Genomic DNA, 26,067 nt, shown 5'->3' with positions numbered 1-26,067 from the left:
AAAACGCTGGAAGCGGCTTACGCCACGTCCAGGAACATGAATTTCAACACGAAAACAACGGCAATGATGATCACGCTGGCGTTCAGGTGAGACCAGCGGCCGCTGAGTGCTTTCAGTACAGCATAGGTGATGAAGCCGAGCGCAATGCCGTTGGCAATGGAAAAGGTCAGCGGCATCATCAGCGCGGTCACCACGGCTGGCGCGGCATCGGTGACATCGTCCCAGTCAATGAGCTTCAGGCCGGAGGTCATCAATACCGCTACAAACAGCAGCGCCGGTGCGGTGGCGTAGGGCGGAATGACGCTGGCAATGGGTGACAGGAACAGGCAGGCCAGGAACAGGGCGGCGACCACCACGGCGGTCAGCCCGGTGCGACCGCCGGCGGAGATGCCCGCGGTCGATTCGATGTAGCTGGTCGTGGTGGAGGTGCCCATCGCCGCACCCGACATGGTCGCGACGGAGTCGGACATCAGTGCACGGCCAAGGCGGGGCAGCTTGCCGTCCTTGTCCAGGAGGCCGCCGCGTTGGGCTGCGCCAATCAGAGTGCCGGAGGTGTCAAACAGGTCCACGAACAGGAATGCAAAGATGATGCTGATCATGCCCACGTTGAGGGCACCGGCAAGGTCCAGCTGCATGAAGGTGGGCGCCATGCTCGGCGGCGCGGAGACAAAGCCATTGTAATCAACCATGCCCAGCATCATGGCAATCACGGTGACTGCGATAATGCCGATCATCACCGCGCCGGTGACCCGACGGAACGCCAGGGCGCAGATCAGCGCGAAACCGCCAAAGAACAGCAGGGCTTCGGGGCCTTTGACGTCGCCCATGCCCACCAGTGTGGCCGGGTTATCCACCACAATGCCGGCGTTCTTGAGGGCGATCAAAGCAAGGAAGAAACCAATACCGGCGGAAATGCCGAAGCGCAGGGAGAGCGGAATGCTGTTAATGATCCATTCCCGGACTTTGAGAATGCTCAGCAGGAAAAACAGGAAACCGGAAATGAACACGGCACCAAGGGCCACTTGCCAGCTGTAGCCCATGCTGCCCACCACGGTGAACGAGAAGAACGCGTTCAGTCCCATACCCGGTGCGAGGGCAATGGGGTAGTTGGCCCACAACCCCATAATCAGTGTGCCGATGACTGCAGCCAGGCATGTAGCCACAAACACCGCACCGTAATCCATGCCAGCGGCTTCCAGCATGCTGGGGTTGACCACAATGATATAGGCCATGGTCAGGAAGGTGGTAATGCCGGCCACCACCTCTTTACGGACATCGGTGCCGTGGGCCTTTAATTGAAATAATCGCTCGAGCATGACGGAGGTCTGCCTCACTGAGTGCTGGGTAGGGTTTCGGGTTTGAAGAGAGTCGATATTACTGAGTTGTGTGAAAAAACGGCAATCTTACCGGCTGAGAGGCGTCAGGCCAAGGGACGATTGGAGGTTCATCATTACGGATTCCCCTCAGCCATGGGGATCGCGTTGAAGCCGGATGTCAAAGCGTACAGCCAGCATGCGCACAATAACGATAAACAACAGGCCCACGCTCAGGGCAATGGTTTCGCTTTCCATGAACCATTGGCACACAAAATAAAGCCAGCAACCGGCGAACGAGATGGATGCGTAAATCTGGTCCTTGCGGAAAATGAACGGAACCTCGTTACACAGGGTATCCCGCAGTGCGCCACCGAAGGTGCCGGTCATCACGCCGAGCAGGGACGCAATAAACCACGAATGCCCGAGATCAAGCGCCAACTGGGCGCCAAGAATGGAGAAAATGCCCAGGCCGATGGCGTCGGGAAACACGATTCGTGATTCACGGATTTTTTCCGCCCGCCGCCAGTAACTGAACACAATGGCCATGGCGAGAATGAGGATGGGCTGCTCCTGGTGCTTGATCCAGTACAGCGGATGGTTATCCATCATCAGATCCCGCAGGGTTCCGCCGCCCAGTGCCGTGATGAACCCGATGGTGAACACCCCCACGGGATCCATATTTTTGGATCGCGCAACAATCATTCCTGAAATGGCGAACGCAACAACGCCAATCATTTCAAGAAAATAGATGATATCGAACATAACAGACCGTGAAAGACAGGAAACAGCGGCGAACCAGCCGGGTTTGAGTGCGCGAAGGATAGCCTAAATTCATGCTGGATTCATCCCTGGCTAATCACAGGCTATAAATAACCCTAATGCGGATGGATAAGATATCTTTATTTGCTTCATGGAGTGACTCTGTTTAGCTTGATGGGAATCAAAAACGGCATTGATGTTTTCCCAATAACAATGGAGTCACTATGAAAGCCATCCTCTGTAAAGAATACGGCCCAGCAGAAAAGCTGGTGATCGAAGATGTAGCAAGTCCCGACGTGAAAGGCCACGGCGTGAAAATCCGCGTCAAGGCGGCGGGTCTGAATTTCCCTGATACCCTCATCATCGAAAACAAGTACCAGCTAAAACCGTCGCTGCCATTTTCACCGGGTGGTGAAATGGCCGGCGAAGTGATTGAGGTGGGCGAGAAGGTTACCCGTTTCAAACCGGGCGACCGGGTCGCCGGCCTGACCGGTTACGGTGCCTTCGCCGAGGAAATCGTGGCGCCGGAACAGAACCTGCTGCCGGTACCTGATGCCATGCCGGACGAAAAGGCTGCCGCCTTCTCCATGGTTTACGGCACTTCCTACTACGCCCTGAAACAACGCGCCAACCTGCAGCCGGGTGAAACCCTGCTGGTGCTGGGTGCCAGCGGCGGTGTGGGCCTGGCCACTGTGGAGCTGGGCAAGGCCATGGGCGCCCGCGTCATTGCCGCGGCCAGTTCCGCGGAGAAGCTGGCGGTGGCCAAAGCAGCCGGTGCCGATGAGCTGATCAACTACACCGAAGAGCCCCTGAAAGAAGCGGTCAAGAAGCTCACCAATAGCAAAGGCGTGGATGTAATCTACGACCCGGTCGGCGGCGACTTCACCGAACAGGCCCTACGCGCCATGGCCTGGAACGGCCGCCACCTCATCATCGGCTTCGCCGCCGGCGATATCCCCAAGATCCCGGCGAACCTGACGCTACTGAAGGGCTGTTCCGTGGTCGGCGTGTTCTGGGGTAGCTTCACCCAACGCGAACCAGAGGCCAGCGCCCAGAACATGATGGAGCTGATGAAGCTCTACGCCGAAGGTAAGATCGATCCGAAGATCAGCGAAGTGTTCGAATTCGAGGACTACGCCAAGGCACTTGGTGCCTTAACCGAACGTCGTGCTACCGGGAAGGTGGTGCTTAAGGTCGGCTAGGGTCGGCAGATTGGGAGTTCGGTTATTGTAGCCTGCTTGATGTGGTGGTGACGCCGTGTCGGGCAGGCCTTCCCAAAAACCGCTACAAGCACATCCCTGTGCGCTTCGTTCCGGCCATCCATGGCCTCCAAGATTTTTGGGAAGGCCTGCCCGACACGGCTTGTAAACTTCTCGGATATATCAGGCCTACGTACCTACGCTTTTGAATTTGATCGGACATAACTGAAATGTCCGAACGCGCTGGTGGGCGCCCCAGAAAAAACAGGCTAGGGCCCAAAGAAGCAGGCCCCTCCAAAGTCAGAAACTAACCTTCCCTGCATCAATCTCAGAAACCAGCTTCTCATCAAGCCGCGTATACCCGTCCGTACGGGGCAGCCAGGCATAAACCTCCTCGCCAGGTTTGCCGAGGGAATAGCCGGCTTTCTGGATGTCCACCTTGCGGTACTTGAAGGTACCGGTTTTCTCGATGGCGTGGGTCACGCGCACGAACACCGGAATCGCGTAAGCGGGCAGGTTTTCCTTCAGGTATGCGAACAGCTTATTGATATCAAATTCGCTGCCGTTGCTGTGGGGTACCAGAGTGACCATACCGGCCTTGCCGTTGGTTTTGGGGATTTCCACACCGTAGACAATGGCTTCTTCCACCATGCCGGAGCCGTCGATAATGTTCTCCACTTCCGTGGTGGACACGTTCTCGCCCTTCCAACGGAAGGTATCGCCCATGCGGTCTACGAACTGCAGGTGGCCGCAGCCAATTTCCTTCAGAACGTCGCCGGTGTTGAACCAGGCATCGCCCTTCTTGAACGCATCGCGGAGGATGGATTTTTCCGTGGCTTCTTTCTGGGTGTAACCCTCGAAGGACCATTTCTTGGTAATCTCACCGATCAGCAGGCCCGGCTCGCCCTTGCGAACCTCCTTCATGTAGCCCTTCTCGTTGCGGATCGGGTCGCGGGTGCCTTCGTGGAATTTTACCAGTTTGTACGGGGCAGTGGAGAAGCCCACGGTGTTATCCATGTTGAAGAAGTTGGAGAAACCGATGTTGCCTTCGCTGGAGGCATAAAGTTCCGCCACGGTTTCAATGCCGAAGCGCTGCTTGAACTCTTTCCAGATTGATGGGCGCAGACCATTGCCGATCATTTTGGTCAGATTGTGGTTGCGGTCCTGCTCGCTGGCGGGCTGGTTCAGCAGGTAGCGGCAGAGCTCCCCGACATAGCCGAAGGTGGTGGCGTTGTAACGGCGTACATCGTCCCAGAAGGCGCTGGCGGAGAACTTGCGGCGCAGGGCGATGGAGGAACCGCCAGCCAGTACGGAGCCCCAGCACACCAGCAATGCGGTGCCGTGATACAGCGGCAGTGTGCAGTAGAGAACATCGTCCGGTTCCATGGCCAGGGACATCAGGCCGAAGCCGCCGTAGGCTTTCACGAATTTGCGGTGGCTACCGGGTGCGGCCTTGGGCAGACCGGTGGTGCCGGAGGTAAACAGGTAAATCGCTGTGTCACCCATTTTCGGCGGGTTGCTCAGCACCGGATTGGTGCCGCCGTGGGCGCTCACTTTTTCCGCCATGTTGACGTAGCCTTCCGGGGCGTCGCCGAAGATGTTCAGGGTGTTGGTGTCGGCCAGGAACAGGAACGGCGTACGATGCCGGGTTAGCAGGTCATCCTTTACAGCATCGAACGGCTCTACCAGCTCTTCGCCAACCACCACCATGCGCGGCTTGATCAGGTTCACGCTGTGTTCCAGCACCTTGCCTTTCTGGGAGGTATTGAGCATGGCACAGGACACGCCGATCTTGGCGGCACCGGCCACCACAGCCAGAATTTCCGGGCGATTTTCCAGGAAGACGGCGATGGACTCACCTTTGACCAGTCCCTGGGCCAGCAGGAAGTTGGCGATGCGGTTCGCCCAGGCGTTGAACTCGGACCAGGTGACGCTGCGATCTTCGTAGGCGATGGCAGTGCGGGACGGGTATTTTTCCGCGTTGCGCTCCACCAGGGTGCCAAGCGTCAGTTCTTTATTTTCGTTCTTGACTGAGTAGTAATAGTAGCCCTTGGCGATGGAAGGGAAGCGGCGGACGATGCCCGGAATGCTGCGGACGATGTCACGGGCTGAAACGTTGTCTTGACTCATGGTGTTATCCGTAAGGGTTTTGAGTTGTCATTTTGTCATTCATGCCCCGGGACACCATTCGCCGCCGGGGCTAATCCAGGAACAGGTCCGGTAGCAGCGGCTTGTCACCTGCGGCGTATCGGTACTGTTCGAAATCGGTTACGCCATCGCCCCTGAGGACGTCTTCGTCGATCAGCGCCTGGCCGGTCACGCTAGTGCCCGGGCGGTTCAGAATGCTGACCGCGGCATCGGCCATGATCTCCGGTTTGCGGCCCTGTGCCATCATCTCGGGGCCACCCACTTCATACTCGATGGCCGCCGTGGAAATCAGGGTCTTGGGCCACAGACAGTTGACGGCGATGTCGTAACGGTTGAATTCCTCTGCCATTCCCATGCTGAGCATGGTCATGGCGTACTTTGTTGTCGTGTAGGGTCCGTACTGGGCGAACCATTTGGTGTCCAGATTCAATGGCGGCGAAAGGCTCAGGATATGAGCGTTGTCCGACGCCTTCAGCCAGGGCAATGCCGCCTGGCTGCAGACGAACACCGCGCGGGCGTTGACCTGATGCATCAGGTCGTAGCGGCTGGCCTTGAGGTTTTCCACGCCGGTCAGCCGAATGGCGCCGGCGTTGTTCACCAGCACATCAATGCCGCCAAAATGTTCGCCGGCTTCATCCACACGCTGGCCTACCAGTTTCTCGTCCCGCACATCCAGCACCAGTGGCAGCGCCTGTCCGCCGGCGGCACGAATTTCCTCCGCCACACTGTGAATGGTGCCGGGCAGTTTCGGGTGTGGCGTGTCGGACTTGGCCCCGATCACCACGTTCGCACCCTGTCTGGCGCAGGCCAGGGCAATGGCCCGGCCGATCCCCCGGCTACCACCGGTGATAAAAACCGTTCGGTTGTTCAGGCTGTTCATGCGCTGGCCTCCTGTTCTGTCGCCTCGCCAGCGCTGATATTCACCAGTAGCTGGCTACGCTTGACCTGGTCGCCGTTGCTGACAAGCACCTCGCCGACCACACCATTCCGATCCGCCTTGACCGGATGTTCCATCTTCATGGCTTCCAGTATAACCAGAGTTTCGCCCTGTTGGACGGTCTGGCCCGCCGTTACCAGCACATCAATGATGGCGCCATCCATGGAGGCCTGGACCTTGCCGCTGCCGACGCCGTTGGCGCCCGCCGCCGGCTGGTGGGTAACGTCCCGCACCGACCAGGCTTGCCCGAACGCCTGCAAATATAGGGAATCCCCTTCGCGGTGATATTGGCAACGTTGACGTATGCCGTTGTCGATGATGCATAACAGGCCATCGCCGAGGCTTTCCAGGACGAGTTGGTAATGACTGTCGCCATGGCTGACAGACACTGTGTTTCCGGCCTTTCGCACCAGAAGCTCGATGGTTTTCTCGCCGGTGTCCAGCTTCATTGGCGTCATGGTCGCCGGTGCATTGCTCCAGGCGCTCTGGCCCGAAATGCCATGGTCGAGTACGCAGGCGGCCAGGGCCAGTTCGCGGACACCCGGGGCAAATGGTGCCAGTGACGGATCATCGCGGAAGGCCTGTTGCAGGAAGGCGGTGGTGGCTTCTCCCGCTCCGAAAGTCTCGTTGGCGATGATGCGGCTGAGGAAGTAGCGGTTGGTGGTGACCCCGAACACAGTGGTGTCTTCCAGGGCACGAATCAGCCGGCGGCGTGCTTCGTCCCGGTTCTGGCCCCAGGCGATCACTTTGGCCAGCATGGGGTCGTAGTGGGGCGTGATGGTGTCGCCGGAGCGCACGCCGGTGTCGAAACGCAGGCCTTCGCCCTCAGCGGGTTCGAAGGCATACAGTGGTCCGGTTTGCGGTGTGAAATCGTGGGCGGGATCTTCCGCGTACAGTCGCACTTCGATGGCGTGGCCATTGAGCTGGATTTCGTCCTGCTGCAGGGGCAGGGGCTGACCTTCGGCCACGGCCAGTTGCCAGGCCACCAGATCCTGTCCGGTGATGAGTTCGGTGACCGGGTGTTCCACTTGCAGGCGGGTGTTCATTTCCAGGAAATAGAAGTTACGATCCTTGTCGACCAGGAATTCGACGGTGCCGGCGCCTTCGTAACTGCAGGCCAGAGCGGCTTTAACGGCCGCTTCACCCATGGCTTGTCGCAGTTCCGGTGTGACGAAAGGAGAGGGGGCTTCTTCCACGACTTTCTGGTGGCGCCGCTGCACGGAGCAGTCCCGTTCGCCGAGGTAGACGGCGTTGCCGTGACGGTCGGCGAAGATCTGGATTTCCACGTGGCGGGGTTCGATGACGGCTTTTTCGAGGATGAGTTCGTCGTCGCCGAAGGCCTGTTTGGCTTCGGAACGGGCGCGTTTGATGTTGTTCGCCAATTCTGCTTCTTCCTTCACCAGGCGCATGCCCCGGCCACCGCCGCCGGCGGAGGCTTTGATCATCAGCGGGTAGCCGATGTCGCCTGCGGCGCCGATGAGTTCGTCATCGCTGGCGGTGTTACCTTCGACAGGGCCTTCGTAGCCGGGGACCACGGGCACGCCGGCTTCCTGCATGGCGATTTTGGAGCGCCGTTTGCTCCCCATGAGTTCGATGGCGTCTGCTGGCGGTCCAACAAAGATCAGGCCGGCGTCTTTGCAGGCGTTGGCGAAGGCGGCGTTCTCGGAGAGGAAGCCGTAGCCGGGGTGGATGCAGTCGGCGCCGGTTTTCCTGGCGGCTTCGAGGATGGCGTCGACATTCAGGTAAGACGCGCTAACTTGGGCGGCCCCAACGCACACGGCTTCATCGGCCTCATGTACGTGAAGGGCGCGGGCATCGGCCTCGGAGTAAATGGCGACGGTCCGGTACCCCAGGGCCTTGGCGGTGCGGATGACCCGGACGGCTATTTCGCCTCGGTTGGCTATTAGGATCTTCTTCAACATGGTGCTTGTCTCTTGTGATGGTGCCTGTCCGCACCTATGCCGGGGGAGTGCCTCCAGAAAACCGCTACGAGCACATCCATGTGCGCTTCTCTCAGGCCATCCCTGGCCTTCGAAATTTTCTGGAGGCACTCCCCCGGCACAGGTGCTCCCGCGATCATTCGGCGTCGCCTGCCCATTTCGGAGGGCGTTTTTGCATAAAGGCCATTGTTCCTTCAGCGCCCTCATCGCCACGAATGGCTGCGGCAAATTTCTCTGCGGCGCTGTCCAGCAACCCGCTCATGGATTCGTGGCCAACACGGTGGAGCAACGCCTTCGTTTCTGCTGTTGCCTTTGGTGCGCAGTGACGAACGCGCTCAAGGGCCTGGCCGAGTAATTCGTCGATCAGCTCCTCCGAAGCAGCAACCTGGTGAACAATCCCGAGCGTGCACGCCTCTTCCACATCAATTCTCAGACCCAACAACGCCAATCGACGGGCCTGAGTCAGGCCGATGCGCTCGACCACAAACGGTGCGATCTGTGCGGGGATAACGCCGAGGGAGGTTTCCGGCATACCGAACTTGGCGGTCGGCCCGGCGATGGCTACGTCTGATACACAGGCCAGCCCGAATCCGCCGCCCATCACCGCGCCTTCGGTGATGGCGATGACGACCTTTGAGGATTCGTTGACCTGCTGGATCATCTGGCCGAAGGCCCGGTTCAGGCGGTAGAACGGATCGGCTTCGCCGTCACCGGCGTCCTGTCCACGGGCGCCGGCCATGTCTTTGATGTCGCCGCCGGCACAGAAGTGGCCGCCGGCTCCCCGGATGACCACAGCGCGTATGCTGAGGTCGGTTTCGATTTGTGCGAATACCGCCGACAGTTCCGCCACCATTTGCAGGCTCATGGCGTTGCGCACGTCCGGGCGGTTGATGGTGACGTGCAGGTTCGGGCCCTGGATTTCCAGTAGCAGCGTTTCGCAATGTGGTAGCTGGTCCATCAAATGACTCCACGTATATTGTCTGGGGCGGGCAGCGCGGTATCACTGTCCAGGACCGTTGAGGGCCAGGGATGGCCCGAATCGAGCCCTACAGGGACGTACTTGTAGGCGTGTCCTGGGCAGTGATACCGCGCTGCCGGTCTGGCACCAAATGTTAGTCTTTGCGTTTACCCGGCAGGGTTCCCATCATCTTGCAGATGATGCCCAGCATGATTTCGTCGGCACCGCCGCCGATGGACGCCAGGCGAACATCGCGGTAAGCGCGGGACAGGGGGTTGTCCCACATGTAACCCATGCCGCCCCAGTACTGCAGGCAACTGTCGGTTACCTCGCGGCCCAGACGGCCAGCCTTGAGCTTGGCCATGGAAGCCAGGCGCGTTGCGTCTTTGCCGTTGATGTGGAGTTCGCAGGCTTCATAGGTGAGGGCGCGAAGGGCCTCGATCTCAGTCTGCAACTCGGCGAAGCGGAAGTGGATCACCTGGTTGTCGATCAGTGGCTGACCAAAGGTCTTGCGCTCGCGGCAGTATTCGATCGTTTTATCGATGCAACCTTCCAGAGCCAGAATCATGTTGGCGGCGGCCCACATGCGCTCTTCCTGGAATTGCATCATCTGCATCATAAAACCGGTGCCTTCCGCGCCAATGCGGTTGCGTTGTGGCACTCGGACATCGTCGAAGAACACCTGGGCCGTTTCCGTGGAACGCATCCCCAGCTTGTTAAGGTGATTGCTGAAGCTGATGCCCGGTGAGTTCATGGGAACCACAATCAGGGACTTGTTCTTATGTGGTTTGTCGTCGGATGTGTTGGCCAGCAGGCAGATGAAGTCGGCCTTGGGTGAGTTGGTGATCCACATCTTGGAGCCGTTGATGATGTAATCGTCCCCATCTTTCTTCGCGGTGGTCTTGAGCCCCGCGACGTCTGAGCCGGCACCGACCTCGCTGACGCCGATACAGCCCACCATGTCCCCCGCGATGGCTGGAGCCAGGAAATCCCGTTTCAACTCATCGGAGCCAAATCGGGCTATAGCGGGGGTGCACATATCAGTCTGCACCCCGATGGACAGCGGCACACCGCCGCAGAGGGTGCGACCGAACTCTTCCGCCGCCACCAGGTTATAGCTGTAATCCAGTCCCATGCCGCCATATTCTTCAGGCTTCTGAATGCCCAGCAGGCCAAGGTTGCCTAGCTTTTTGAAGACTTCATGGATGGGGTATTCACCGGCTTCTTCCCATTCTTCGATGTGAGGATTGAGCTCTTTCTCGACGAAATCGCGGACGGTTTTCCTCAGGGCCTTGTGTTCGGGTGTGAATTTCATGTTGTTGTTCTCCTACAGATAGAAAGTTCGTGCTTTCGTTGGATTGGTGCACGTTTGTTAGCTTGGGTGGCGGCTGTGGGGGACCGATTCCAGAAAACCGCTACGAGCACATCCCTGTGCGCTTCGCTCCGGCCATCCATGGCCTCCGAGATTTTCTGGAATCGGTCCCCCACACCCGCTTTTGTCTGCAAATGTGGTGCAGTTTGCTGAAAGTTTTGTTCATTTGTAGGTCGGATTAGCCGCAGGCGTAATCCGACAGATTGGCGGATTGTGTTGGGCGGATTACGCCTGCGGCTAATCCGACCTACGTTTGTTTTTCTGTCGTGCCCTTTGGAAAAGCATGCTCCAATACGGCGATAACGCTTGGCTCAGAAGAACCGGTTGGAAGTGAGTGTCCAAAAATTTCGAGGGCCAAGGATGGCCCGAGAGAAGCGCACATGGATGTGCTCGTAGCGGTTTTTGGACACTCACTTCCAACCGGTTCCACCTCCAAACTTAAATCTCCTAGAGGCGGGCTCCCCCCATCACAGGCGAGCCACACCAAAGGTATTAGGCCGCAACTGCCTTGCCTCAGCCTCCCGGCAAACATCCAGAACCAGAGCCACCACCCGCCGTGTATCCCGCGGGTCGATCAGGCCGTCGTCCCACAACCGGGCTGTGCCAAACAGGGCAGTCGATCCATCTTCCAGTTTCTTGGCCGTGGCCTGCTCCAGAAAATCCAGCGTCTTCGGATCCGGCTCCATGCCTCCCCGGCGCTGCTTGTCCTCCGCCACGATGCGCATCACCTTGCCGGCCTGGGCCGGGCCCATGACCGCTGTGCGGCTGTTGGGCCAGGCGAAGATGAAACGCGGGTCCAGACCGCGACCACACATCGCATAGTTACCGGCACCATAGGAACCGCCGATCACAATGGCGACCTTTGGCACCCGGCAATTGGCCACCGCCTGAATCATTTTCGAGCCGTGTTTGATGATGCCGTTCTGTTCCGAATGCGTGCCCACCATGAAACCGGTGGTGTTGTGCAAGAACAGCAACGGCGTGCCCGCCTGATCGCAGAGCTGGATAAACTGGGCTGCCTTGGCGGAACCGGCCGGGGTAATCGGGCCGTTGTTGCCGATGATGCCGACGGAATGACCTTCGATGCGGATGGTGCCGCAGACGGTCTGGTCGTCGAATTCGTTCTTGAAGTCCATGAACTTCGAGCCATCGGCAATGCGCGCCAGAATTTCGCGAACATCGTAGGGCTTCTTGGAATCCGCCGGGATCACGCCCAGCAGTTCTTCCGCCGGGTACAGCGGGTCTTCCCACTGCAATTCCCGCTGCGGCGGCAACTGTTCGTTCCAGGGCAGGGCTTCCAGGATGTTTCTCGCCTGGCGGATGCCGTCGGCATCGTCTTCGGCCAGGTATTCGGCGGTGCCGGCTACCTGGGCGTGCATTTCCGCACCGCCCAGTTCTTCGTCGGTGGCCACTTCACCGGTAGCGGCTTTCAGCAGCGGCGGACCGGCGAGGAACATCTTGGCCTGGTCGCGCACGGCGATGACGTAATCAGACAGGCCCGGCTGATAAGCACCGCCGGCGGTAGCGTTGCCATGGACCACGGTTACCTGGGGAATGCCGGCGGCGGACATGCGGGCCTGGTTGGCGAAGCCGCGGGCGCCGAGTACGAAAATGTCCGTGGCGTAGTTCAGGTTGGCGCCGCCGCTTTCAGACATGGACACCACCGGCAGTTTGTTCTCCATGGCGATCTGCTGCAGGCGCAGGGTTTTGTCCAGGCCGGCAGGCGTGATAGTGCCGCCCTTGATGGCGCTGTTGCTGGCGACCACCAGGCAGCGAATGCCACTGACGGTGCCGATGCCGGCTATGATGCCGCCACCGGACAGGCTGCCGTCTTTGTCGTCGTGCATCTTGTAGCCGGCCAGGGAGCACAGTTCCAGAAACGGGGTGCCCCGGTCCAGTAGGCGGTTGATGCGATCCCGGGGCAGCAGTTTGCCCCGTTTGGTGAACTTCTCCCGAGCCGCTTCCGCCAGATCCAGAACCTTTTGTTCCACATCCCGGAACGTAGTGATGTGGGCTTCCATGGCTTCGCTGTTAGCACGGAAGTCGTCCGATTGCGGGCTGACGGTGGATTCAATGACCTGCATTGCTTACTCCTCAGTCTTCGCCCAGCACTTTGGGGGTGGTGGCCCGATGGAAGCCGTTAAACGGTTCGTTGTTCTTCGCCTTCGGGAATGGCCATACCCGGCCACCCTGGGACGCGGCGCCGTCGATGCGCAGGCAATCGCCGCTGACGAAAGCCGCGCCGGGGCTCAGCAGGAAGCAGATAGCGGCGCTGACTTCGGCCTCGGTGCCCATGCGCTTGAGGGGCACGTTATCGCCCAGGCTGCGAATCCACTGCTTCATGTGTTCCGGGTAGTTGTCCATGCCGCTGGAGGCAATCCAGCCCGGGGCGACAGCGTTCACACGCACCCCGGAAGTTCCCCATTCCACTGCGGCGGTCTGGGTGAAGTTCACCATGCCGGCCCGGGCGGCGCCGGAGTGGCCCATGCCGGGCATGCCGCCCCACATGTCGGCAACGATGTTGACGATGGCGCCACCGGTTTTGGACAGCGCCTGGGTGTAGGCCTCGCGGGCCATCAGGAAGCCGCCGGTGAGGTTTGTGCGTACCACGGTTTCCCAGCCTTTCTGGTTAATGCCGGCGAGCGGGGAGGGGAACTGGCCGCCTGCGTTGTTGACCACGCCATTGAGTCCGCCGTGTTCTTCGAGAATCTCGGCCACCGTGGTTTTAACGGACTCTTCCTCGCGGATATCGCAGACGTGGGCGGTGGCGATGCCGCCGTCCTCGGTAATCTCGCCTTTCACCGCTTCAACCTTTTCGGCCTTGCGGCCTACCAGCGCGACATGGGCGCCAAGGGCGGCCAGCTCATGGGCGGTGCAGCGACCGATGCCGGAGCCACCGCCAGTCACAATGTAGGTCTGGCCCTTGAACAGGTCCGGGTGAAAGATGGATTGATAACTCATGAGCGTTGTCCTTTTTCCAGAACGGCCCGGGTAACGGGCACAGGGAATTCCAGTAATTGCTGGGCGAAGGCCTTGCCTTGCGGGTCAATACGCAGGCTGGCGACGCCGCCGCCGCCAAGGCTGTGTTCCAGCAGGAAGTTGAAAGCATGAAAACCGGGCAGGGCCCAGCGGGTCACCTTGCCGGTTTCGGGATTCAGGGTATGGGCCATCCAGTCGGCCACGGCGGATTCGCTCAGCGCCGCTTCGATAAAGGGCACGAAGTCCGGGTGGCGGGCTATCACGCCGATATTGCTGTGGTCGCCCTTGTCACCGCTGCGGGCCCAGGCCAGGTCGATCAGGGGTACAGTGGTGTCGGTGTCCGGCAGATCAGGATGTGCGGACGATTCGGTGAGCTGGGCCGGGTCGAAGCCGCCTTCGGTGTTGACGTCTACCGTGTGGTTGCCACCCGCCAGATCAACGGTTACTGCCAGTTCGGATTTTGGCGCCAGGCAGGAGTAAAGGCGGATCTTTGGCCACACAGTCGGACGGCCGCCGACAATGCCGGTAATGCCGGGTGCCATGCCCGTGGCCGCCTGGGCGATTTCGCGGGAGAAGAGCACCAGTGCTTCTTTCTTGGGGTGAGCGGTACTGATTTTGACCACCACTTCCCGGCAATCCTGTCGCTGGCCGTGGGCGCCATAGGTGGCTTCCGTGCCCAGCAATTCAACGCTGGTTTCGGTGTAATCCGGCAGACCGCGTTCGCTGAACATGCGGGAGGTTTTGGCCAGAATGGCATCGGCGACAGTCTGCGCCTTGGCTTTTGCGTCAATGCCGGCGAGCAGGAAGGTCACCGTGCATTTGAAGCCATCCGGCCAGGTTCCCGATACCTTGTAGCTGTCCGTAGGTGGCAACCCACGGGCGCCGCGTACCGTGACCTGATCGGTGCCGGTCTCGGTCAGTTCCACACCGGTGAAGTCGCAGGTCACATCCGGGAGCAGGTAAGCGCGGGGATCGCCAATTTCATACACCAGCTGTTCAGCCACGGTACCACGGCTGACTTTGCCTCCGGTGCCTTCGGGCTTGGTGATCAGGAAATCGCTATTGGCGCTGACTTCGGCAATGGGGAAGCCCATGTCGGCGTAACCGTCGGCCACTTCGTGCCAGTCGGTAAAGTTGCCACCGGTGGACTGGGCTCCGCATTCAAGCAGGTGGCCGGCTAGGCTGCCCTGGGCAAGTTTGTCGTAGTCGCTCCAGTTCCAGCCGAATTCGTGTACCAGCGGTGCCAGTACCAGAGCGCTGTCCGCCACGCGTCCAGTGATCACAATGTCGGCTCCCTGTTCCAGGGCTGCCACCAACCCGGGTGCACCCAGATAGGCGTTGAGGCTGACCATCATTGGCGGCATGGGCTGGCCGGTGGTCATTTCGGTGATGCCGGTCTCCGCCAGCTGTTTCTTCTTCATCAGCAGGTCATCGCCCAGCACCAGCGCAATCTTCAGTTCCACGCCGGCTTTTTCGCACAACGCCTGCAGGGCATCGCGGCACGCCACGGGATTGACGCCGCCGGCGTTGGCCAGCACCCGGATGCCTTTCTCTTTGATATCACCCAGAAGTGGCGCCATGACCGTCTGGACGAAGTCCCGCGCATAGCCCTGGGAGGGATCCTTCATCTTCTGGCCAGCCATGATGGACATGGTGATTTCGGCCAGGTAGTCCGCCACCAGGTAATCGATGTTGCCTTTTCGGACCAGTTGGGCTGCTGCAGTCTCAGTGTCGCCCCAGAAGGCGGCGGAGCAGCCGATGCGAACGGCTTTCGGGGAATCTGCCATGGTGTTTGCCTTGTTCTTTGTGGCCGTTCGGGTGACGAGACCCGACGGGGTTCTCCAATGATAAAAATGACAATACCAAGCAAGCGCTTGGTTTGTAAACAGGAGAATTGCGGGTAGAATGACGAAATTGTTTCTATTGCTGGAAAAGCCTGTGACCCAAGACGCCATCCTCCGTTCCCTTATTGCTGAAAACCTGGTTTCTGACCCTGCTGGGGCCCGCGGCCGGCTTTTGCGGGAGGCCGCCCGGCTGTTCCGTGACAAAGGCTATGAGCGCACGACAGTGAGGGACCTGGCGGCCGCGGTCGGTATCCAGTCTGGCAGTCTGTTTCATCATTTCCGCACCAAAGAGGACATTCTCAAAGCGGTGATGGTGGAAACCATTCGTCTCAATACCGCGTTGATGCAGGCCGCCATGGAGGCAGAGAGAACCCATCGCGGCAAACTTCGCGCCCTTATTCGCGCCGAACTGGAGTCCATCAATGGCCAGACTGGCGAGGCCATGGCCGTGTTGGTATTTGAGTGGCGCAGCCTCTCCGAAGGGGCCCGGGCGGAAGTGTTGGAGCTCCGGGACATCTATGAACAGTTATGGCTCGATGTGCTGGGGGCCATGAACGGTGAAGGGCAGCTGAAGGCCGATCCGTTTGTGGTGCGCCGGATGCTGACCGGCGCTCTAAGCTGGACGGTGACCTGGTATCGGCCGGATGGTGGCATGAGCCTGGATGGATTGACCGATCAGGTCGTCGCGATGATGGGTTTGGCGGAATAAAAACGAACCGTTCGCCAGAACTCTCTGTAGAACTTTCAGCAGAACTTCTGTCGGTGGTACAAATGTACTCGAACAGGGTGTTTTTCAAACTCCTTGTTTTTTATCAAAATAATTTCATATTCTTTCTTTCAGTGCGGGCCATTGGCCTGATCGGCATAACCAAATCGGCATTCGAGCCATTTTTGTCTGACAAGATTCACCGCATTCTTCATATCGATGAAGATACTCGGGGTGGTTACGAGTCACCCCGGACTTATAAAAACAACGTAGAACACAGGGCGAATTATGATCTCTTCACTGGTTAAATCCCTTGGGCGCATGGTCGCCATGCGCAACAAGCTGATGATTCTGGCCGCTCTGGCCTTCCTGGCCGGCTGCTCGGCGAACCCGATCTATTCCACCACAGGCGTGGTGCTCTCCAGCTACTCGGAAGGAGAAGCAACTCCTTACGTACTGCAGATGTCTGACCCGGAAATGGCCTGTGCCCTGGGTGAAGGCATTGATCCCTTGTTGTATTCGTTTTCCCGAGTCACGTCCGCACCGGACAGTACCGGTTCCCTGCTGATGCTGCTGGCGGGTAACTGTTCGGAATACCAGGCATGGGAAGCCGAGCTGGAATACCTGCGTGAGGATTACGCCGGCAATGTGCCTGCGGCGAAGGATGCCCGTGAGCGGGCGAAACGCCTGAACGCGGAAACCGCAAAGCGCCGTTACATCGCGTTCCAGCGTGCCATGGCCGCCTATGATTTTGATCCCGCTGCGGAAGAGCTGGAGTGTCCGTTCCTGTTTGAAGATCAGGACGAACTGACATTCATGGTCGGACTTCTGACCGGTCTGCAGGCGATTGTCAACGATGCCAACTCTGGCGCCATGGCGGGTGTGCCCCGCAATATTGCGCCCCAGGCTGAACGCGCTGCAACCTGCCTGGATAATGAAAAGTGGGGTGGAACGCCGAACGCCATTCGCAGTCTGGTTTGGCTGCTGCTGCCGGATACCCGGCCGGCGCTGTCTCCGGACCCGTGGGAAGTTCTGGAAAACAGCTCCAGGCTTTCCGTCGAAGCTGGTTTCCGGATCTCCATGGCGCTGGAAGCCGTGGCCGCGGAAACTTTTGGTAAGCCGGAAGTTCTGGAAGATCTGATCGCACGTTTTGCAGAGGCAGACAACACCATTGAGGTCAACGATGACTATCGGTTGTTGGATGAAGTCGCCCGTGACGTCATTCAGTTCTCATCCGACAAGCACTGGACAGCCGAGTACGGCTACCGGACCCCCCGTCGCCACTTCGGCAAGATGAGTCCGGAGAGCGAAGAAGAAGTTGAAACCATGAACCTGGACGATCTGCTGTAAGCAGGCGTCCAGCTTCAGCCAATGAAGACCCTTACAAACACAAGAATGACCCGGAGGTCAGTTATGATCCGCAAATCCCTTGCTGCCTTGTCACTCGTTGCTGCTGCACCGTTTGCTTCAGCCGAGCCTATCAAGATGTGCGTGTTTGATGTCATCGGCGCCAACGGTGACATGTTCAACATGGTCAAGGACTACGCCCTTGAGATGAAAGCCCACGGTGTGGATTTTGAACTGCGCCCCTACACCGATGAGGGTGTCGCGGTAGGTGACTTCAACTCCGGCCAGTGTGATGCGGTTGCGGCCACGGACCTTCGTACTCGTCCTTTCAACAGGTTCACCGGTAGCCTCAGTGCCGTTGGCGCGATTCCGGATTACGGTGATCTGAAGACCGCGCTGGCAACCCTGGCAACCCCCAAGGCCGCCCCACTGATGGAGTCGAACGGCTACGAAGTGCTGGGCATTGTGCCTGCCGGTGCCGGTTACCTGTTTGTGAACGATCGCAGTATCGATACCGCGGGCGAGTTAGCCGGTAAGCGGATGGCGACCCTGGACTACCAGAAAGACGCCATTCACATGGTTAACCACGTAAAAGCCACGGTGGTTCCCTCCGATATCACCAACTTTGCCGGCAAGTTCAACAACGGTTCTGTTGATACCGCATACGCCCCCGCATTCGCCTACGAGGCCCTGGAATTGTACAAGGGCATCGGGGAAGACGGCGGTATTGTCGATTACCCGCTGGCCCAGCTCACCATCCAGGTGATTGCCCGTGAAGGTGTTCTGGATGACGAAACGGCTCAGAAATCCCGTGAAGTGGCCTGGGGTATGTATGGTCAGGCCATGGACCTGATTCAGAGCCAGGAAGAAGCCATTCCCGAGGAGAAGTGGATTCGCATCCCTGAAAAAGACATTCAGGGTTACCAGGAAATGTTCCGCGAAAACCGTCTCCAGCTTCGTGACGGCAGCCATGGTGCAGAAAAGGTTTACCATCCCAAGATGATGAGCCTGCTCAGCAAGATTCGCTGCTCCAGTAACCCGTCTGCGTCTGAATGCACCGCAAGCGATCGCGAATAATAAAATAACATCAAGGCTGATCCTTCATGAACTGGCAAGCGCTTTCGACAGCAGGTGCCAAGACCCTTTACCCCATGCATCGTATGCATGGGGTAATACTCTTGCTGCTCCTGATCTTCACACTTCTCCTCGGCATGGGGAACTCCCTCCACTCCAGAATGCTCTGGGTGGGGGAGCAGACCTGGCCGAACTACTATCTGCTTAATCCGGACGCGACCGAACCCACGTGTGACAGGACGATGGATGTCGAGGCCCAGGTGCAGAAGCGGATTGATGCCTACGAGCCTGATCCCGACGATCTATTCAGTTCCCCGCCGAACGCAGCCTCCATCCGGGAATCCCTGGAACGGAATCTGGCGCTTTGCGAACAGAAGTTTCAGGTGTACGCCGAGAATCAGAAGAACGCCACGGCCGCCCTGTCGGTGTTCAAGACAGTGGAGCAGGGCTTCGCTTCGTTCCTGCTGGAAAACATCGAGCTGACCAAGTTCCTGTTCATTGCGATGTTTGCGATGGCCGCCGCGATTTCCGCGTTGGATGCCGATCACATTGCTTTGAGGTTGCCTCGCAACCGTGCGGAATGGCGATTGAGTCAGGGTGTGCAGCTGGCCGTTAACGGAATGATGGTTTTCTCCCTGCTTTCGTACGTCGGGAAGCTGGAGAGTTCGCCCGGATCGGAAGATAACATCGTACTTCAGAATGCCTGGGCTGCTGTATTCGGGCTGTTCATGGTGATTAACCTGGCGCGCTTTATCAATGTCCCGGAGCGAATGAAGGCGGGCAGCCTGAGAGCATCCTCTGGCCTGGTTCTGCCGCTCTATTGCGCGATGGGCCTGATCGCGATGAGCTATTTCTTCTTCGTGGACGGATACTCCTCGGGGCTTGCCATCTACTTCGGCATGATGACCAATCTGTCGTCCATGTTCATCAACATCGGTCTGTACGTGTTGGTGGGTATGGCACTGAAGCAGACGCGCATACCTGAGTTGTTGCTGAACATCATCAAGCCGTTCCAGTTGCCTGCGCCCATGCTGGCGTCTGTGATGATCTTTGCCACGGCATTCCCCACAGCGTTTACCGGGGCGTCCGGTATCTTCATTCTCGCTGTTGGTGGTGTGGTCTACGATGAACTGCGGCGCGCCGGCGCCGGTCGTCAGTTGTCTCTGGCAACGACTGCCATGTCAGGAAGCCTGGGTGTGGTGTTGAACCCTTGCCTGCTGATTGTTGTGGTCGCTGCCTTGAACAAGGAAGTCACAACGACCGAGATGTATGGCTGGGGCTTCTGGGTATTCATGATGTCAGCCACGCTGTTCTCTATCATTGTGTGCAAGACTCAGGGCAACTGGAAGCCACGCCCTGCACCGGGCGCCTTCCGGGAAGCGCTGAAGCAATTCCGGCCACTGGTACCTTATGCCGCAGTGGCTATCGGCGTGATTCTGGCCATCTGGATCATTCTGGGACTGGGCTTCAATGAGTACAGTGCCCCGATGATCATGCCGCTGGTGATCCTGGCTCTGGTCTATCTGGACGCCGGCAAGGACAGCCGGAACGATGGAGAAAGTCGATCCCAGGCGTTCTGGAGCCGTAGCACCGCGGCGGCCAGTGATGCCGCGGTTCATATTGGTGCGCTGTTGGCACTGATCGGTTTCTCCATCTGTCTGGGGGGGATTCTGGAACGGTCTGACATTGTTCACGCCCTGTTCCCGGAAGACCTCACAAGTCCGTGGATAGCCATGCTGGTGATTGTGATCATGCTTACTGTCATTGGTATGGTGATGGATCCATTCGGCGCGGTCGTCCTGGTGTCGGCAACCATTGCTCAGCCAGCCATTCAGTTGGGTATTGATCCGCTGCACTTCTGGATTGTCTGCCTGGTGGCGTTCGAGCTGGGTTACCTCAGTCCGCCGGTAGCACTGAACCATCTGTTGACCCGTCAGGTGGTCGGTGAAACGGAAGTGTTGGCTGCGGAACGTACAGGCTCGTTCTGGCACCGTTACGAGCGCCTGTTGCTGCCCCTGGCGGTCATGGTGCCGACGCTGCTGATTTCAGCCTTCGTGCCGATGTTGTTCTACGCCCTGTAAAGTGGGTGTAGTTATGCATCAGAAACCGCCGGTGGGGTAACCTGCCGGCGGTTTTTTTGCATCCGGGTTTCGCTTGGGAACGTAATGGCAACAGAAATCGTCAGATAACTGGCGACACTGTGTTGTATGCTTTAATACGAAACACGTATCAATGACAGGAGTCTGGTGGGTGCAGATGGCGACAGAGCGTTTGGGAATCAGTGGTTTACTCCTGGCTGGACTGTTATCCGGTTGTGGCGGTGGCGGTGGCGGTGGCGGCGGTAGTTCCTCCGACGAGGCGGCGCCCGATATATCTGGTGTGATATCACTGGAGAGCCGCACAAGGGTTGATCTGGATACCGCAGACGATATCCGTGTTGGTGAAAGCGTAACCAACGATTCCCGGAGCGCCGCTCAGGACCTGCCGGGCACCACCGTGACCGGCGGTTATCTCAGCGCGTCATCGGGTCGTTACAACACCGGAACACAGGATGTTTTTGAGTATTTTGAAGACCGGACCGATATCTATGCCGTCAGGTTGGCGCCGGGAGACCGCATTGCTCTTCAGGTCTTCGAATCGCCGGACGCATATTTTTCCTTTGGTACTCTGCCTCCCCAGCCAGTCCTGAAGCTGGTCAGCTCAGATGGATCTCTGGAAGAGGATCTGGACGTTGGGCAGTCAAACACGGTGCCTGAGAGCTTTCCGGAAGGTGGCTATTTCCTTGAAGTAGGCACGTCAGGGGGAGCGCCTTTTCGTTATGTTTTGACGCTGGCCGATGAAGGCGCGGCGAGTGTGATGAACACTCGTTATGTGGAACCGGATTTCCTGCTTGGCGAGGCCATCGTCACCTTTAAACCATCGTTAATGCCGCAGACCGGCAGTGAAGCCGTGGCAAGGGCTATGTCGGCCAACCAGGCCCATAGTCTGGGAGGGGGCTCTTGGCGCGTCCGCCAGAATAGTGGGGCTCCTGTATCCGCTTTCTCGGCGCAATCCTCGAAGCAGTCGAGAGAAAACACAGTTACCTGGATTCGGGAACTTCGCGAGAGCCCGGATGTAGCGGTGGCGGAGCCAAATTACCTTTATCACGCACAACAGATCCAGACGAATAACGATCCGCTGTATTCACGCCAGTGGAATCACCCACTGATTAACCTGCCATTAGCGTGGCAGGTGGCTCCGGATGGCGGCACGGGCATTGGTATTGCAGTGATGGATACTGGGTTGTTTACCGCAACGCCCGGAACCAGGGATAACTGGCATCCTGACATAGACGACAATGTGCTGATTCTGAATGCGACCATGGACTATGTGTCTGCCGAGCTGGATATAGACGACCGCTTTGGCGATCCGGATGGTCGCGACACCAATCCCGCGGATCCCGGCGATGGCAAGTCCCAGAGCAGCAACTTCCATGGTACCCATGTGGCAGGAATTGCTGGCAGCGTTGATGGCAACGGTGAAGGAGGGATTGGCGTAGCCCCGAACTCCAATATCCTGCCGGTGCGTGTGCTGGGTAAGGAAGGCTTCGGAAATTCCGCTGACCTGATCGCTGCCGTCAACTGGGCGGCTGGCCGAAACGAGATTGATGTTATCAACCTGAGCTTAGGAGGGCTAGGCCCGAGCCAGAGCCTTGAAGACGCCATTGACCGGGCTTACGGGGCTGGCAAGTTGGTTGTCGCGGCTGCGGGCAATGAGGGAACCGACGAAGCCACTTTTCCAGCGGCATTTGCCAATGTGGTGGGTGTTGGTGCAGTGGGGCGGTCGGGTGAGCGTGCTCCTTACTCCAATGTCGGGCCGTCTGTCGATCTGGTCGCGCCAGGCGGGAATGCAAGTAGCAATGATGGACTGATTATAAGTACTTGGGGAACGGATGATGGAGGTAACTTCGTACCCGGATATGCTGGCCTTCAGGGCACATCCATGGCAGCGCCCCATGTGGCAGGGGTTTATGCCCTGATGAAATCCGTGGACGCGGACATGACCCCCGATCTTTTCTTCCAGTTTCTTGCGGGTGGCCAATTGACGAGCCCGCCACCGAATCGCACAGAATACGGCGCAGGTCTGATCGACGCTCTTAAAGCGGTGGACGCGGCTCTTGATGGCGACACTTCAACCATACTGGCGGCAAGCCCCTCAAGTCTGCAGTTCAACGGAGTGGTCAACCGTCAGGAATTCACCTTCGCCAAGTATCCTTCCAATGCGGGCATCACGATTAACAGTGTGGCTGAATTGCCTTCATGGCTCAGTATTGACCTGGGTGAGCTGCCTGTGTCGGTGAATACATCCGACCCCGTCTCCGTATCGGTAGACACGTCCGGGTTGGATGAGTCCCAGTCGTATAGGGCTGACATTGAGATATCCTACACAGATGATTCAGATGAACCTACAGTAAGCCCTCTGACCATCCCGGTCACACTGCAGTTTGGCGGTTCACCGGAAGATCTGGACGCAGGGCGCCACTATGTCCTGCTGGTCAGCACCGACGACGATCGGGAAACCATTGCACAGACCGTCGTTAACGTGGCAGAAGGTCAGTATCAGTTTGCATTCGATGATGTGGCGCCCGGAGAGTACTTCCTGGTGGCGGGCACCGACATGGACAACAACGGACTGATCTGCGAAAACGGCGAAGCCTGCGCCGAGTATCCGGTCAACGGTTTGCCTGAAAAAATCGTCATTGGCGGTGAGCCCCTGTCCGGTGTCACACTGAACACCAGTTTCAGGCGCCCCACCATTGCCGCTATGGGCATGCCCCGATACGGTTTCGAGGGGTACCGCCTGAAAACTGATTCAGGTGATCAGGATGAGCCCGTACGTCAAGTGGAGACAGATCGTTGAAGTTACGTTATGCCAGAGTTGGTTTCGTGGTAAGCGTCCTGCTGTTTGCGGGGTGTGCCGCTACTGTCAGTCGTTCTGAAACATCAGAAGGGGCGCCTCTGGCCCGACAGGTGACCCAGTCAGACCATTGCGGATTGACCGCGCCCGGGGTGGTCTATGTAGAACGTTACGACCAGCTGGAGCGGTTATCCCGTTTGCCTGCCCAGAATCTGGCGCTGGATGCCCTGGCCAATGTGGACTTTGAACGGGAGCATCTGGTGCTGGTTGGGCTGGGGCAGAAGCCGACGGGCGGTTACGGGGTTACCCTTGATTCGTCTGCCATCAACGATGATGTCCTGGAGCTTGCGGTTAACGTCCGGCAGCCTTCCGCTGGAGCCATGGTGACCCAGGCACTGACAACGCCTTGTGCGGTCATCGCCGTCACTCCGGATGCCTGGGACCGTTTGCAGGTGTCTGGGAGGGGAATGGAGACGTTGACCCGCAAACGCTAGTTCCCCGTCGCCCCTGACGATGCTGCCCGGAGTATGCCTGCGCCGGGTTTGTCATCGGGGCACAAAACAACCGTTGATCTTTCTCCGTGAATCCCTAAGCTATGGGCCAGTTTGATAACAAATCCGCGGAGTCTCTTCCTGCCTATGAGCCAGCAACAGTATAACGCCGACGCTATTGAAGTCCTGAGTGGTCTGGATCCCGTCCGCAAGCGCCCGGGAATGTACACCGACACCAGTCGTCCAAACCATCTGGCGCAGGAAGTGATCGACAACAGTGTGGACGAGGCGCTGGCCGGTCACGCCCGCCGGATTGATGTGGTGCTGTACGCCGATGGCTCCCTGAGCGTCGAGGATGATGGTCGTGGCATGCCGGTGGATCTTCACAAGGAAGAGGGGTTGTCGGGGGTTGAGCTGATCCTCACGCGGCTGCATGCTGGCGGCAAGTTTTCCCAGGGCAACTACAACTTTTCCGGTGGTCTGCACGGGGTAGGGGTGTCCGTGGTGAATGCCCTCTCTACCCACCTGGAAGTGACGATCAAGCGTGGCGGCCAATTACACCGTATGAGCTTTGCCAACGGTGACAAGGTCTCCGAGCTGGAAGTCATTGATACGGTCGGCAAGCGCAACACTGGCACGCGTCTCAAGTTCACTCCGGATGCCAGCTATTTCGACAGCCCCAACTTTTCGGTCAGTCGCCTGCGTCATAACCTCAGGGCCAAGGCGGTGTTGTGCCCGGGTCTGACGGTGACGTTCGTACAGGAAAAGACCGGCGAGAAAGACGAATGGTGTTATGAGGAAGGGCTGCGGGACTATCTGCGCACCGCCCTTGCGGACATCGAAGCGGTTCCGCTGGATCCGTTTACCGGCAGTTTTTCCGGTAACAAGGAAGCCGTGGACTGGGCGATCCAGTGGTTGCCGGAAGGTGGCGAAGCCGTGATGGAAAGCTACGTGAACCTGATTCCGACCGCCCAGGGCGGTACCCATGTCAATGGGTTGCGTACCGGCCTGCTGGAAGCCATGCGGGAGTTCTGTGAGTTCCGCAACCTGTTGCCCCGTGGCGTCAAACTGTCTCCGGAGGATATCTGGGAGCGTTGCGCCTATGTATTGTCATTCAAGATGCAGGAGCCGCAGTTCTCCGGGCAGACCAAGGAGCGCCTGTCTTCCAGGGAAGCAGCCGCATTCATTTCCGGGGTGGTCAAGGACGCGTTCAGCCTGTGGCTGAACCAGCATACCGATGTGGCGGAGATCCTGGCCGAACTGTTTATCAACAACGCCCAGCGTCGCCTGCGGGCCTCGAAAAAGGTTGCCCGTAAAAAAGTGACTTCGGGTCCGGCCTTGCCGGGCAAGCTCGCGGACTGCTCCGGCAGTGATACCAACCGGTCAGAGCTGTTCCTGGTTGAGGGTGATTCCGCAGGTGGTTCCGCCAAGCAGGCCCGTGACCGGGAATTCCAGGCGGTGATGCCGCTGCGGGGTAAAATCCTGAATACCTGGGAAGTGGATTCGGGGGAAATTCTGGCGTCCCAGGAAGTCCATGACATTGCCGTGGCCATCGGCGTGGACCCCGGTTCCGACGATCTGGCGGGCCTGCGGTACAACAAGATCTGTATCCTTGCAGACGCGGATTCCGATGGGCTGCATATCGCGACCTTGCTGTGCGCCCTGTTCGTCAAACACTTCCGCCCGCTGGTAAGCGCGGGGCACGTGTTTGTGGCCATGCCTCCGTTGTACCGGGTGGATCTGGGCAAGGAAACTTTTTATGCCCTGGACGAGCATGAGAAGCAGGGCATCCTCGACCGGCTGGCAGCGGAGAACCGTCGAGGCAAAATCTCGGTCACCCGCTTCAAGGGTCTGGGTGAGATGAACCCGCTCCAGCTCAGGGAAACCACCATGGCGCCGGACACCCGCCGTCTGGTGATGCTTACCATTGAAGACGGTGACGATACCGATTCCCGCATGGATATGCTGCTGGGCAAGAAGCGCGCGTCGGACAGGCGTTCCTGGCTGGAAACCTATGGCAACATGGCGGACATTGCGGTCTGATATTGCTAATAGTGCTTTAAACAGCATCCTTTATTCTTTCTCAGTCTTCCATAAAGTC

General features: G+C 58.5%; 18 protein-coding genes. 8 read left to right on the top strand and 10 right to left on the bottom strand.

Annotation, left to right across the window (positions count from 1 at the left end):
* Window positions 1-17: 17 nt before the first annotated feature.
* Entirely contained in the window at window positions 18-1,316 is a 1,299-nt protein-coding gene (locus tag ACQUWM_RS10905; RefSeq protein ID WP_428922171.1) for an NCS2 family permease, read from the bottom strand.
* Between the two features lie 147 nt (window positions 1,317-1,463).
* Window positions 1,464-2,078 carry a trimeric intracellular cation channel family protein gene (locus ACQUWM_RS10900; protein ID WP_406999239.1) on the bottom strand — a complete coding sequence of 205 codons (615 nt, stop codon included), beginning with the start codon at window positions 2,076-2,078 and terminating at the stop codon, window positions 1,464-1,466.
* Window positions 2,079-2,299: 221 nt separating this feature from the next.
* On the opposite strand from ACQUWM_RS10900, the gene ACQUWM_RS10895 reads away from it, so the two are divergent.
* Entirely contained in the window at window positions 2,300-3,277 is a 978-nt protein-coding gene (locus ACQUWM_RS10895; protein WP_428922170.1) for an NADPH:quinone oxidoreductase family protein, read from the top strand.
* Window positions 3,278-3,574: 297 nt separating this feature from the next.
* Here ACQUWM_RS10895 and ACQUWM_RS10890 read toward each other — a convergent pair whose 3' ends face one another.
* The 8 genes from ACQUWM_RS10890 to ACQUWM_RS10855 form a co-directional block, all read right to left on the bottom strand.
* On the bottom strand, window positions 3,575-5,404 hold the full coding sequence (locus ACQUWM_RS10890) for a long-chain-acyl-CoA synthetase (RefSeq protein WP_428922169.1): 1,830 nt from the start codon (window positions 5,402-5,404) through the stop codon (window positions 3,575-3,577).
* A 70-nt stretch (window positions 5,405-5,474) separates the two neighbouring features.
* Window positions 5,475-6,302 (bottom strand): SDR family oxidoreductase, encoded by an 828-nt coding sequence (locus ACQUWM_RS10885; protein WP_428922168.1) that lies wholly within the window; start codon window positions 6,300-6,302, stop codon window positions 5,475-5,477.
* On the bottom strand, window positions 6,299-8,281 hold the full coding sequence (locus ACQUWM_RS10880; RefSeq protein ID WP_428922167.1) for an acetyl/propionyl/methylcrotonyl-CoA carboxylase subunit alpha: 1,983 nt from the start codon (window positions 8,279-8,281) through the stop codon (window positions 6,299-6,301). The genes ACQUWM_RS10885 and ACQUWM_RS10880 overlap by 4 nt, the downstream gene beginning before the upstream one ends.
* Window positions 8,282-8,435: 154 nt before the next feature.
* Window positions 8,436-9,257, bottom strand: a complete 822-nt coding sequence (locus ACQUWM_RS10875; RefSeq protein WP_428922166.1) for an enoyl-CoA hydratase/isomerase family protein — start codon at window positions 9,255-9,257, stop codon at window positions 8,436-8,438.
* A gap of 154 nt (window positions 9,258-9,411) precedes the next feature.
* Entirely contained in the window at window positions 9,412-10,572 is a 1,161-nt protein-coding gene (locus ACQUWM_RS10870) for an acyl-CoA dehydrogenase family protein (RefSeq protein WP_406999228.1), read from the bottom strand.
* A 524-nt stretch (window positions 10,573-11,096) separates the two neighbouring features.
* A complete protein-coding gene (locus tag ACQUWM_RS10865) occupies window positions 11,097-12,713 on the bottom strand; it encodes an acyl-CoA carboxylase subunit beta (RefSeq protein ID WP_406999226.1) in 1,617 nt (538 codons plus the stop codon).
* Window positions 12,714-12,723: 10 nt separating this feature from the next.
* Complete coding sequence (locus ACQUWM_RS10860; protein ID WP_428922165.1) at window positions 12,724-13,590, bottom strand: SDR family oxidoreductase; 867 nt, start codon at window positions 13,588-13,590, stop codon at window positions 12,724-12,726.
* Window positions 13,587-15,395, bottom strand: a complete 1,809-nt coding sequence (locus ACQUWM_RS10855; protein ID WP_428922164.1) for an acyclic terpene utilization AtuA family protein — start codon at window positions 15,393-15,395, stop codon at window positions 13,587-13,589. Before ACQUWM_RS10855 ends, ACQUWM_RS10860 begins: the two co-directional genes overlap by 4 nt.
* A gap of 118 nt (window positions 15,396-15,513) precedes the next feature.
* Between ACQUWM_RS10855 and ACQUWM_RS10850 the strand changes: the two genes are divergently transcribed.
* The 7 genes from ACQUWM_RS10850 (at window position 15,514) to parE (ending at window position 26,009) form a co-directional block, all read left to right on the top strand.
* On the top strand, window positions 15,514-16,161 hold the full coding sequence (locus tag ACQUWM_RS10850) for a TetR/AcrR family transcriptional regulator (protein WP_428922163.1): 648 nt from the start codon (window positions 15,514-15,516) through the stop codon (window positions 16,159-16,161).
* Between the two features lie 285 nt (window positions 16,162-16,446).
* On the top strand, window positions 16,447-17,508 hold the full coding sequence (locus ACQUWM_RS10845) for a hypothetical protein (RefSeq protein ID WP_428922162.1): 1,062 nt from the start codon (window positions 16,447-16,449) through the stop codon (window positions 17,506-17,508).
* Between the two features lie 63 nt (window positions 17,509-17,571).
* On the top strand, window positions 17,572-18,582 hold the full coding sequence (locus tag ACQUWM_RS10840; protein WP_428922161.1) for a putative solute-binding protein: 1,011 nt from the start codon (window positions 17,572-17,574) through the stop codon (window positions 18,580-18,582).
* A gap of 26 nt (window positions 18,583-18,608) precedes the next feature.
* Entirely contained in the window at window positions 18,609-20,660 is a 2,052-nt protein-coding gene (locus tag ACQUWM_RS10835) for a TRAP transporter large permease subunit (RefSeq protein ID WP_428922160.1), read from the top strand.
* A gap of 175 nt (window positions 20,661-20,835) precedes the next feature.
* Window positions 20,836-23,478 carry a S8 family peptidase gene (locus ACQUWM_RS10830; RefSeq protein ID WP_428922159.1) on the top strand — a complete coding sequence of 881 codons (2,643 nt, stop codon included), beginning with the start codon at window positions 20,836-20,838 and terminating at the stop codon, window positions 23,476-23,478.
* The gene (locus ACQUWM_RS10825) at window positions 23,475-23,969 is read left to right on the top strand and encodes a protease complex subunit PrcB family protein (RefSeq protein WP_406999210.1); all 495 of its coding nucleotides are present in this window, start codon (window positions 23,475-23,477) and stop codon (window positions 23,967-23,969) included. The genes ACQUWM_RS10830 and ACQUWM_RS10825 overlap by 4 nt, the downstream gene beginning before the upstream one ends.
* A 144-nt stretch (window positions 23,970-24,113) precedes the next feature.
* Complete coding sequence (gene parE / locus ACQUWM_RS10820; protein ID WP_428922158.1) at window positions 24,114-26,009, top strand: DNA topoisomerase IV subunit B; 1,896 nt, start codon at window positions 24,114-24,116, stop codon at window positions 26,007-26,009.
* Window positions 26,010-26,067 lie beyond the last annotated feature (58 nt).

Origin of the sequence: Marinobacter sp. DUT-3 (assembly GCF_050379435.1) — a bacterium.
Lineage (GTDB): Bacteria > Pseudomonadota > Gammaproteobacteria > Pseudomonadales > Oleiphilaceae > Marinobacter.
The sequence above is the reverse complement of the archived record's forward strand: the minus strand, read 5'-3'. Positions and strand labels throughout refer to the sequence as shown.